The organism is Clostridium coskatii (genome assembly GCF_001675205.1).
Taxonomy (GTDB): Bacteria; Bacillota; Clostridia; order Clostridiales; family Clostridiaceae; genus Clostridium_B; species Clostridium_B ljungdahlii.
This window is the reverse complement of record NZ_LROR01000108.1, coordinates 20,651-31,967: the sequence shown is the minus strand read 5'-3', so window position 1 is coordinate 31,967 and position 11,317 is coordinate 20,651. Positions and strand designations below refer to the sequence as shown.

11 protein-coding genes, 1 other RNA gene and 1 riboswitch are annotated in these 11,317 nt (G+C 30.4%); of the genes, 10 read left to right on the top strand and 2 right to left on the bottom strand.

Translation table 11 applies throughout. The annotated features are described in order from the left end of the window. Positions 1-216: 216 nt before the first annotated feature. The 7 genes from dnaG to rnpB all read left to right on the top strand — a co-directional run bounded on the left by dnaG (position 217) and on the right by rnpB (position 7,018). Complete coding sequence (gene dnaG, locus CLCOS_RS21065) at positions 217-1,989, top strand: DNA primase (protein WP_063601557.1); 1,773 nt, start codon at positions 217-219, stop codon at positions 1,987-1,989. Continuing rightward, positions 1,989-3,074, top strand: coding sequence for an RNA polymerase sigma factor RpoD (rpoD, locus tag CLCOS_RS21060; RefSeq protein ID WP_063601556.1), 1,086 nt, complete (start codon positions 1,989-1,991; stop codon positions 3,072-3,074). The genes dnaG and rpoD overlap by 1 nt, the downstream gene beginning before the upstream one ends. 290 nt (positions 3,075-3,364) lie before the next feature. Then, positions 3,365-4,255, top strand: coding sequence for a PH domain-containing protein (locus tag CLCOS_RS21055; RefSeq protein WP_063601555.1), 891 nt, complete (start codon positions 3,365-3,367; stop codon positions 4,253-4,255). A gap of 24 nt (positions 4,256-4,279) precedes the next feature. After that, a complete protein-coding gene (locus tag CLCOS_RS21050) occupies positions 4,280-4,969 on the top strand; it encodes a tRNA (adenine(22)-N(1))-methyltransferase (protein ID WP_063601554.1) in 690 nt (229 codons plus the stop codon). Continuing rightward, positions 4,960-5,775 carry a Nif3-like dinuclear metal center hexameric protein gene (locus tag CLCOS_RS21045; protein WP_063601553.1) on the top strand — a complete coding sequence of 272 codons (816 nt, stop codon included), beginning with the start codon at positions 4,960-4,962 and terminating at the stop codon, positions 5,773-5,775. The genes CLCOS_RS21050 and CLCOS_RS21045 overlap by 10 nt, the downstream gene beginning before the upstream one ends. A 121-nt stretch (positions 5,776-5,896) precedes the next feature. After that, complete coding sequence (locus CLCOS_RS21040; RefSeq protein WP_063601552.1) at positions 5,897-6,610, top strand: zinc ribbon domain-containing protein; 714 nt, start codon at positions 5,897-5,899, stop codon at positions 6,608-6,610. 63 nt (positions 6,611-6,673) lie between these two features. Further along, positions 6,674-7,018, top strand: an RNA gene (gene rnpB, locus CLCOS_RS21035) — RNase P RNA component class A. 165 nt (positions 7,019-7,183) lie between these two features. On the opposite strand, the gene CLCOS_RS21030 is transcribed toward rnpB, so the two are convergent. Then, positions 7,184-8,671: a pyridoxal-phosphate dependent enzyme gene (locus tag CLCOS_RS21030; RefSeq protein ID WP_013237492.1), complete on the bottom strand. Its 1,488-nt coding sequence runs from the start codon at positions 8,669-8,671 to the stop codon at positions 7,184-7,186. A 215-nt stretch (positions 8,672-8,886) separates the two neighbouring features. Here CLCOS_RS21030 and CLCOS_RS21025 point away from each other — a divergent pair, with 215 nt between their 5' ends. Continuing rightward, on the top strand, positions 8,887-9,648 hold the full coding sequence (locus tag CLCOS_RS21025; RefSeq protein WP_013237493.1) for a sulfite exporter TauE/SafE family protein: 762 nt from the start codon (positions 8,887-8,889) through the stop codon (positions 9,646-9,648). Positions 9,649-9,702: 54 nt separating this feature from the next. Here CLCOS_RS21025 and CLCOS_RS21020 read toward each other — a convergent pair whose 3' ends face one another. Continuing rightward, the gene (locus tag CLCOS_RS21020) at positions 9,703-10,026 is read right to left on the bottom strand and encodes a hypothetical protein (RefSeq protein WP_063601551.1); all 324 of its coding nucleotides are present in this window, start codon (positions 10,024-10,026) and stop codon (positions 9,703-9,705) included. Positions 10,027-10,242: 216 nt separating this feature from the next. On the opposite strand from CLCOS_RS21020, the gene CLCOS_RS21015 reads away from it, so the two are divergent. Together CLCOS_RS21015 and CLCOS_RS21010 are read left to right on the top strand one after the other, a co-directional pair. Then, entirely contained in the window at positions 10,243-10,497 is a 255-nt protein-coding gene (locus tag CLCOS_RS21015; protein WP_153042975.1) for a DUF1653 domain-containing protein, read from the top strand. A gap of 262 nt (positions 10,498-10,759) precedes the next feature. Beyond that, positions 10,760-10,846: riboswitch (glycine riboswitch) on the top strand. Positions 10,847-10,984: 138 nt separating this feature from the next. Beyond that, positions 10,985-11,182, top strand: coding sequence for a transcriptional regulator (locus CLCOS_RS21010; protein WP_013237497.1), 198 nt, complete (start codon positions 10,985-10,987; stop codon positions 11,180-11,182). The last annotated feature ends 135 nt before the right edge of the window (positions 11,183-11,317 follow it).

Here is an 11,317-nt window from a genome sequence, read left to right as displayed (position 1 = left end):
AAATAGAGCATAAATTATATATTTATAAGTAATATTATGCAGTTTTAAAATTAAAAATTTTTTTTATTGAAGGATATTTAATTTTTGTAAAGAATATATATAGTATATTCCTTATTTGAGAAAAAAAATATTTATTTTTGAAGAAGGAATATAGTAATTTATGTCGAATATATTTATTCTTGAACATAATAATTTAAGATAGGTGGGGATTCGTTAGTGATATCGGAAGATGTCATTCAAAAAATAAAGGATGCAAGTGATATAGTAGATATCATATCTGAAAGTGTAAAGTTAAAAAGGGCAGGTAGAAATTATTTAGGATTATGTCCTTTTCATCAAGAAAAGACCCCATCTTTTAGTGTATCTGTTGATAAGCAAATATATAAATGTTTCGGTTGTGGTGAGGCAGGAAACGTAATAACGTTTGTTATGAAACTGAAAAAGTTAACTTTTCCCGAAGCATTGAAGATTTTAGCTGATCGAGCAAATATAGATCTGGATGAAAATAGTAATGGAAACAGCAATAGAAAGAATACTTATGAAAAACTTTATAAACTAAACATAGAAGCTGCCAGATATTTTTATAATTGTTTAAATAAAAATAAAATAGCTAAATCCTACATGTTAAATAGAGGAATAACAGAAAAAACCATGAATAAATTTGGTATTGGATATTCTGTTGACAGTTGGAATGATATGCTGATTTTCTTAAAGAAAAAAGGATTTACTGAACTGGATATGCTATCAGATGGACTTATAATTAAAAGTAAAAAGGGAAATTACTATGACAGATTTAGAAACAGAATAATTTTTCCCGTATTTGATTTTAGAGGAAAAGTAATAGGATTTGGAGGAAGAGTACTAGATGATTCTAAACCAAAGTATTTAAATTCTCCAGAAACTCATCTATTTAAAAAGGGTATTAATCTCTATGGATTAAATTTTGCCATAAAAAATAATACTTCTAGAATGTTTATAATTGTGGAAGGATACATGGACTGTATATCTCTTCATCAATATGGTATAACCAATGCAGTGGCTTCTCTAGGTACAGCTCTTACTATAAATCAGGCAAAACTTATGGCTAGGTATGTTGATAAAGTTATAATATCTTATGATGCAGATGCAGCAGGTCAAATAGCTACAGTTAGAGGTTTAGATATACTAAAAAGTGTAGGATTAGAAGTAAGGGTTTTAGTAGTACCCCAAGGAAAAGATCCTGATGAATTTATTAGGAATAATGGAAAAGATGCTTTTTTAGAACTTGTAGATAAAGCTCTACCACTTATAGAGTATAGAATTCAAAATATAAAAAGTAACATGAATTTCAATGATTCTGAAGATACTATAAAATATGTAGAAAAAGCACTAAAAATATTATCTCAATTAGATCCTATAGAAAGAGAAATATATGTAAAAAGTATATCTGAAGAAACTGGAATAAGGGATCAAGTACTATATGATATGTTGAATGATAATATTCAAAAAAATGTAAAAAAAAATGAAAAGGTGAATATAGATGCTGGTTTTGGACAAAAATTATATTTAGAGCCAGCATATTTAAAGGCTGAGAGGGCTCTTTTAAAACTTATTTCAGAAAATGAAGAAGCGTTTAAGTATGCGCTAGATAAAATAGAAGTTGATAATATTATATTAGAAAGTCATAAAAAAATATATAGGTATATAGTGGAAAATATGAAATATGATATAGAAAAAAGAAAAAAGTTTGTAGAGTTAAATTGTCATGACGTAGATACCTCTAAAGAATGGGTTAACATTATGGAAACTAAAATTAAATATGACAGCAGCAATTACAAAGATATGATAGATAATTATATAGATAAAATAGAAAGACATAGATTGGAAAAGTCCAAGAAGCACATTATAAATAGAATAAAAGAATGTGAAGCTCAGGGAAATTTGAATGAATCTCTAAAACTGGCACAAGAATTAATTAAAATACAAAAAAGGATTGGTGAAATGCAGTAATGGCAAAAGGAGGCAATAAAATGAAAAGTAAGAGTGCAAAGCTACAGCTAGTTAAAAAAATCATAGAAAAAGGTAAAAAAAATGGCACCTTAACTTATAAAGAAATAATGGACGAATTAGAAGAAGTGGACTTAAGTCCTGAGCAAATAGAAAAAATATATGAAGCTCTTGAATCCATGGGAATAGAAGTAACTGGTGATGAACATGAAACAGAATCAAATGAGAAAAACTTAGATTTATCGGTTCCTGATGGAATTGCAATAGATGATCCTGTAAGAATGTATTTAAAAGAAATAGGAAAAGTACCGCTGCTTTTACCAGAAGAAGAAATATCTCTTGCAAAAAGAATAGAAGAAGGAGACATAGTTGCCAAGAAAAAGTTAGCAGAAGCTAATTTGAGATTAGTGGTTAGCATAGCTAAAAGATATGTGGGTAGAGGAATGCTTTTCTTAGATTTAATTCAAGAAGGAAATCTTGGGCTTATAAAGGCAGTAGAAAAGTTTGATTACAGAAAGGGATATAAATTTAGTACCTATGCTACATGGTGGATAAGGCAGGCAATTACAAGGGCAATAGCAGATCAGGCAAGGACAATAAGAATACCTGTTCACATGGTAGAAACCATAAATAAACTTGTAAGAGTTTCAAGACAGTTACTTCAAGAACTTGGAAGAGAACCTCATCCAGAAGAAGTAGCACAAATAATGGAGATGCCTGTAGATAAAGTAAGGGAGATTATGAAAATAGCACAGGAGCCTGTATCTCTTGAAACCCCTATTGGAGAAGAGGAAGACAGTCACCTTGGAGATTTTATACCAGATGATGAGGCACCAGCACCTGCAGAGGCAGCAGCTTTTACGATGCTTAAGGAGCAGCTTATAAATGTATTGGATACCTTAACTCCAAGGGAAGAAAAAGTTTTAAGACTTAGGTTTGGTCTAGATGATGGAAGAGCTAGAACTCTAGAAGAAGTTGGAAAAGAGTTTAATGTAACTAGAGAGAGAATAAGGCAGATAGAGGCCAAGGCGCTTAGAAAGCTGAGGCATCCAAGTAGAAGTAAAAAATTAAAAGATTATTTAGATTAAGGCACCCTTTCCAAGGTGCTTTTACTTGTCTGAAAAACTAATTTGCAAACTTTGAAATAGGAGCAGAATATAACTTTATCCGATGACTATCTGTTCTAATACTCCAACTTCTCCAAGTTGGAGTATTAGAACAGATACGTCCCTGGATAACGATTCCCCCTAAAGGATAACGCCTTCTAAGTGCTAAAGCACTAAGAAGCCTGTTAATAAGCATCAGGTGGAGTCAAAACTCCATCTGACGCCAAGGACTCTGTTTATGATATAATATTTAATAAAGAAGGTGAGCAAATATGAAAACTACTTATAAATCTGCAAAGGGAGTAGGAGTATGGACTATAGTAGGTATAACGGTTATATATAATGTATTTATGATAGTTCTTATAAATTTTATAAATTCCTACGAAATATTTAATCTTTTTAAACTAGCGTTTATAGCTGTAAATGCTTATCAAATTTATTATATAATAATTTGTGGAACTCTAAAATACTCTATGGACGAAGAAAATTTATATATAACCAGTATGTTTAAGTTTAAGAATGAAAAAATTCCTTTTAAAAATATAAGAATGTATCAAAAATCTAAAGGGTACATTAAAGGGGTAAAGCTATCAGGATATGGAAAAAGTAAATTTGCCATAGGAAGGTCGTTTATTCATAAAGTAGGTAGAACATATATGTTTGTTACTTCAACTAAAAATGTTATATACTTAAAGACAGATGATATAACTTATGGAATATCACCGGAAAACTTTCAAGAATTTGAATTAAAAATACAAGAAAGACATATAGAAAATTTACAGTGGGAAAATAAATTAAATAAGGGTGTTGAACTAAGAAAAGAACCCAAATTTCTTGTACCATTTATAATTGCAGCAATTATAGTCCTAATGCTTACGTTAAACCCTATAATCATGTATCTTTATGGAAACTTGCCAGATAGAATGCCTTTAAGTTTTAATCCTAATTTTATAGCTGTAGAATTTGGAACAGGAAAGCAGTTTGCATTTAAACAAATGACATATGGACTTTTGAATATGGGACTTCTGTTTTGTATGTACTATGCTGCATATATTTTTTCTAAATATGATAAAAAGGTTTTTTATAAGTTTATATATACTGCATTAGTAGTGGCAGCATTTTTTTTAATTATGCAGATAAGAATACTTTGTACATTTAAATAATATTATTTTGGAATGGAGAATTATATGGAAATTAGTTTAAGGCTTAAAATTGTATCAAGTATGGTAGACAATTGTGAATGTGTAGCAGATATAGGTACAGATCACGGATATGTCCCTATTTATTTAGTAGAAAGTAAGGTGTGTAAAAGGGCTATAGCTTCAGATATAAATAAAGGACCTGTAGAAAAAGCCAGATTTAATATAAAACTTCATGGATTGGAAAATAAAATAGATGTAAGACTCGGTAGTGGACTTGCCACTATAAAGCCTGGAGAAGCTCAGTATGTGATAATTGCAGGTATGGGAGGCAATCTTATAAGAGACATAATTATTGACGGTATGGAAGTATTTAAAAAGGCAGATGCTTTAATACTTCAACCTATGAGAAATTCTGAAGTTCTTAGAGAATATATATACAAAAGTGGTTTTAAAATAATAGATGAAGAATTATGTATTGACGAAAACAGATTTTATGAGATAATAAAAATAAGATATGATAATGAAAGACAAGAAGTAGATAATATATTCTATGAAGTGGGAAAGGCTTTGATAGACAAAAAGCATAAGCTTCTTTTAAAATTTGTAAGAAGTAAGATTGAATCTTATAATAAAATAATTTTAAATATAAAAGACAATACGGAGCTAGCCAGAAGTAGAAGAGAAGATTTATGTAATAAAATAAAGAAGCTGCAGGAGTTGATAGAATGTATTTAAAAGTACAGGATATACATGATATATTGGAAAAAAGAGCACCTTCCATACTTAAAGAAAGCTATGATAATGTAGGACTTATGGTAGGAGATATGAAATGTGAAGTAGGATCTATACTTGTGGCTTTAGATTGCACACTAGAAGTAATAGAAGAAGCTTTAAGGAATAATTGCAATCTTATATTTACCCATCACCCACTACTTTTTAAAAGACCATATACCATAACTACTGATACTCTAATAGGAAAAAAAATAATAGAGTTAATAAGAAATAATATAAATGTATACTCCAGTCATACTAATCTTGATTCTGTAAAAGGGGGAATAAATGATATTATTATGGAAAAGCTTGGATTTACCAATTATAATGTTATTGAACCTTCTAGAATTAAGAATTATGGTGAAAATGATTGTGGCATAGGAAGAATTGCAAGCCTTACCGAGCCTATGACTTTAGCTAGGTTTTGTAATGAGGTAAAGAAATGTTTGAATATCTCTTCAGTTAGATATTCGGGAAATGAACTTAAAATTATAAATAAAGTGGCCCTTATAAACGGAAGTGGCCAGGATTATTTTGATGCAGCTAAAGCATTAGGTGCAGATTGTGTTATTACAGGTGATACTACTTATCATTATGTAAGTGATTTTCAAGAACAGGGTATAGCTGTAATTGATGCAGGACATTTCGGAACAGAATGGCCTGCTATGGAAATTATAGCTAATTTTTTAAGACATGAAATAAAGGTAAGAGGATTTGAGAATACTGTAATTTTATCAAAAGTAAATAAAAGTCCGTATAAATATAAGTAGAAATGAAAATTGAATTCATTTCTACTTTTTTTAAAATAAATATGGAAAGTATTTCACAGTACGGTGTTATTTACTTTAGAATTATATTTAAAAAATTTATTTAAATTAATGGGAGGAAGATATGATAAATTTACTTATTGAAATTCAGAAAAATATGGGGATTATAAAGAAAAATAGGAAAGATATAAAAGAAGATTCAAATGTTAGCTTATTGAAAGAGATGAAAAAGGAATTTGAGGCAGAAAAGCTAAATTACAAAAATATAGATAATAAATTTAAAAAGATAGAAGAGGATATGAAAGAACTAGAAGAAAAAATAAGTAAGCTAAAAGGGGATATAAAGATAGATGAGAATAAGTTATATGGAGACATGAAGTATGATTTAAAGTTTATGGAAACGCTGGAGAAGTCTATTAAATTGAAAGAAAATGATATAAAGAAACTGGAAGAAGATAGTTTAAATCTTATGTATGAAGAAGAGAATACATCAAAAGAAAGGTCTAAAAGTAGAAAAAAGTTGATGTATTTAAAAGAAAAATTTTATAATTGTAAGGAAAGTAGCAGTGAGAACAGAGTTAGAGCTAAAGAAAATATAGTTAAGGCAGAAGGTAATATTAAGGAATTTGAACAACGTATTCCTAAAGAACTTTTAGATGAGTTTAATGAACTATGTTCTGTTAAAGGAACAGGAGCTGCCGTAATTTCAAAAGGAGTCTGTTCTGGGTGTAAAATGAAGGTATCTGCTGTTACTGTAGATGATATTAAAAAGAATAAGCATATAGTTTATTGTGATAATTGCGGTAGAATAGTACATTATAACCATTCAATTGAATAACTTACATTAAAAAATTAAAATTTTTGTTGTAATATTTTATTAGTTATGATATTATGTAACTCGTAAGTAAGTCAGACAATCGCTGCTGTAGAAATACAGGAGAGGAAAGTCCGGGCTTCATAGGGCAGGGTGCTGGGTAACACCCAGTCAGGGTGACCTGAAGGAAAGTGCAACAGAAATATACCGCCGAAATTTATTTCGGTAAGGTTGGAAAGGCGAGGTAAGAGCTCACCAGCGCATTGGTGACTTTGCGGCTATGTAAACCCCATCTGAAGCAAGATCGAATAGGAAAGCATATAAAAGCGGCCCGCTTTGCTTTCGGGTAGTATCGCTTGAGCCCACTGGTAACAATGGGCCTAGATAGATGATTGTCTAATACAGAACTCGGCTTATAGATTTGCTTACCCACTAGAAAACACTAGGTTTTGGCCTGGTGCTTTTTTATTTACATGGAGATATGTATTTGTGGTAGTGGAAATGTCTTTAGGATTATTATGAATGATTAATTTAGAAAACAAGAAAAGGGATATATGTACAATATACCCCTTAACATACAACTTTTATTACTAAGTATTATAGATTCTTTGTTAAACCGGTTCTCTCATTAAAGGCCTCAATGTATTTATCAAGTTCTGGTCCCATTTGGTGAAGCTTACCCCAGTAATTATCATAATCATACCATTGTGCGTTTAATTCTTCTAAATCATATTGTTGTTGTTCAATCCATGTATAGTATTTAAGATTATGAATACGCTTTTTACTTTGATATGTTAATTCTTCCATACTATCAGTTCTAACACCTAAAACATTTCTATTATGATCTATAGCACCGTCAACAACTTCATAATCTCTTCCTCTTTGGGCAGTCATTTCTTGTAATCTTGATTGATACATTTCTGCTGAATCAGTAAGCACTGTTATTACCATATCATTTTCATTTAATTCGTAATATTTTGCGAATTTGATACATGAAAGTATATTTGCTGCACCTGATATACCAACCCATGAAAGTTTTTTAATTACATCTTCTTTAACTCCTGCAGACCTTAGATATTCTTGTCCAGCAGGTTCATTAAATAGACGGAACATAGCTAAACTATCATTATCATCTATTGCAATAACCATGTCTGTATTTCTTATATTATGAATCCATGGGACATGTTTGTCACCAATACCTTCAATTCTATGTTCGCCAAAACCATTGTTAAGCAGGGTTGGACATTGTAATGCCTCACCAACTGCAAATTTAGCATTTGGATATTGATCCTTTAAATAGTCTGCACTTCCTAAAGTTCCAGCTGATCCTGATGTTAAACATACGCCAGCAAGTTTTCCTTTCTCACCAGCTTCAGCTTTAATAACTGATTCCATAGCACTGCCAGTAACTTCATAATGCCATAAATGATTACCGAGTTCACCAAACTGATTAAATATAACAACATTATCTCTTGTTCTTCTTAGTTCCCATGTTTTATCATAGATTTCTTTTACGTTACTTTCAGAACCAGGGGTAGCGATAACTTCTCCAGCTACTTTTTTGAGCCAATCAAAACGTTCTTTACTCATATTTTCCGGCAAGATAGCAATTGAACTGCAGCCTAATAAAGCTGAGTTATAAGCTCCTCCACGGCAGAAGTTACCTGTTGAAGGCCATACTGCCTGATGGTAAGTAGGATCAAATTGACCAGTTACTAGACGTGGAACTAGACAAGCAAAGCTTGCCCCAACTTTATGGGCTCCTGTTGGAAAGAACTTTCCTGCCATAGCAAAAATTCTAGCTTTAACACCTGAAATTTCAGGAGGAATCTCAATATAGTTTGGTAATTTGTTGTACAAACCACCTTTTGCTACAGGCTCATTATACCAGGAAATTCTAAATAAATTAATGGGATCTATGTCCCATAATCCTGTTTCTTTTAATCTAGCTTTAATTTTTGCAGGTACCTTGCTGGAGTCTTTCATTTGTGCTAGTGTTGGAATAATGATGTTTTTCTCTTTAGCACTGGCTGCTGTCTTTTTCAATTGTTCTTCATTGATTGTTAAATCGATCAATTTATGCATCCTTTTTACCTCCTAATTTATACAAATTAAAATTAGACTAACTAGTTAGTCAACATATTCTATTCTTTAGTATATAATATTTTTTAATACATGTCAAAAATAACCATAGCAATCTAGTATAAATTGAATTTATATGATGAATAAAATATATAAATTTGATTATATGTTAAAAAGTTGGTAATATCAATTTGTATAAATTTATGGGGAGGTTAGAAATGATTACATATATTATAGTATGTCCGCTGGTTTTTATTGCAGGTTTTGTAGATGCAATTGCAGGGGGAGGAGGACTTATATCGCTTCCAGCATATATGATTTCAGGGATTCCGGTTCATTTTGCTATTGGTACAAATAAAATGAGTTCTTGTATGGGGACAATTATAGCTACATGTCGTTATGCTAAAAATGGATATATAAAGTTGAAACTAGGAATTTGCAGCGCAGTTTGTGCTTTGATCGGGTCACCGCTTGGGGCTCTTATTTCCTTAAAAATAGAAGACTTTTATTTTAAAATTTTAATGTTGTTCATTTTGCCTATAACAGCATTTTATGTCTTACATAAGCATAATCTTGAAGATAATAAACAGGAAACATCAATGAATTATAAAACATACATAACATGTATGTTAATTGCATTTTTTTTGGGAATCTATGATGGGTTTTATGGCCCAGGAACAGGAACATTTTTATTATTATTATTGACGAGCATTGCAAATTTGAGTATGAATACTTCTGCAGGAATTACAAAAGCTATAAATTTATCATCAAATGTAGCTAGTTTAGTAACATTCATTATAAATGCAAAAGTATTTTTAGTTTTGGGTTTAGTCGCAGGCTTATTTAGTATTGCTGGAAATTACATTGGTTCTGGTTATTTTACAAAAAGCGGATCAAAAATAGTACGTCCTGTAATTATAATTGTACTTACGATTTTTTTTATTAAAATATTAGTTGAGATATTATCGAAGCAGTTATAGTTATAGGAACGTTTATTTTGTTTTAGGACTATTGGTATAAAGTGGACTTGATTTTTACTTATATATTTTACCATCCGGTCCTAATTCAAATATGCGTCCAGTTTCTTTACTCACTAATATAAGATTTTGAAAATCAGTTCCATCACTATTATCGTGCCCATATAAAACATAACTTGCATTTAATATATCATCAGAGAGAAACCTTTTTAAAGTATCAGTACCAACAACGCTTTGTGCAGGCTCAAAAGAAGAATTAGGATATTTACTTTCAACGATTTTTAATGCTTGACTATAGTTGACTCCTCCGTGTTCTTGTATGTATGCTGCACTTTTATGAGTGATATCGTCATCATCTTGCTTCTGCTGTTTTTTTTGCATTTACTGCTTCCAACTTATATTTTGATTTTTCATAAAGTTTTATGTATCAAGCATATGAATTAGTAATGAAAAGTTCAATAAAGAGTTATTTTAAAAAGAAACGCAATTTTATTGACATAGTAGTATTAGATAAAATTGACTTTAATAAAATTCAAGTAGAAACAGAATTTACTTTAGATAATAAACGCAGAATATATATTAGGAGTGTGAAAAGATATGCACGAATTAGAAAAAAGAAAAATAGAATTACGAAATCATAAAGGAAAGATGGTTAGACATTTCAAAAATAAAAGTTACTTAATATTAGACTTTGCAACACATACTGAGACAGAAGAAGAATTAGTTATATATAAAGCTCTTTACGGTAACTGCGGTGTATTTGCAAGACCAATAGACATGTTTGTTAGTGAAGTAGATCATGAAAAGTATCCTGAAATAAGTCAAAAGTGGAGATTTGAATTAATAAAATAGAAAAGTCGTTTTCATTTCTTTTGTTTTATTTAGTTTTGACTTAATATGGTCACTTTAGTATAAATGTTTTTAGAAATTATGATGAAATATAATTTTTATTTTAGTTAAAAGTGAAGAAATTGTTGCAATTTTATCAAATATGTATTAGTATATAATAAAATTAATAATTCAGATGAAGATAGTGGGAGAGTTATGGCTTTTGCCATTCACCGAAGAAGTAAATCTTTCAGGTACCTATTTAATTATAGAGATGACCGCTATTGGATGAATCCTTGGAGAGACTCTTATTGAGCACCGAAGGAGAAAGTCGCATGGCGAAACTCTCAGGTAAAAGGACAGGGAAAAGGTAACACATCTTACAAAAGTAATATATAATTAATTACTTCATTTAGATCTTATCTATTCCCATTTGTATCTCCAACCACAAAATATTTATATAGGAAAAGGCATTTCTAGTACATGCTTTTGACTAAGATGGAGGGATAAAATGGATCAATTAACAAAACTATTTACTAAAACCAATTCTATAGTATGGAAGGGTTTACTTTTAGTCCTGCTAAATGGAACTAGAACCTATCTTACTGTACGTCTAGGGTTACTTAAATTATTCAAATTGTCTATTTTTGAGAAAAATGAATATGAAGATAATGAAAAAGGTGATGCTATTAGCTTTGCAGTATTATGAAGAATTAAAAGTTGCTTCAATTTATAGTTATATTTTTTAACAGCACTCATACTAATAGTGTATTTGTACATCATTCATATGGAAAATTATATCTTAATATCAAGATAATAACTCTAGAAATACGAATGCAGCAAC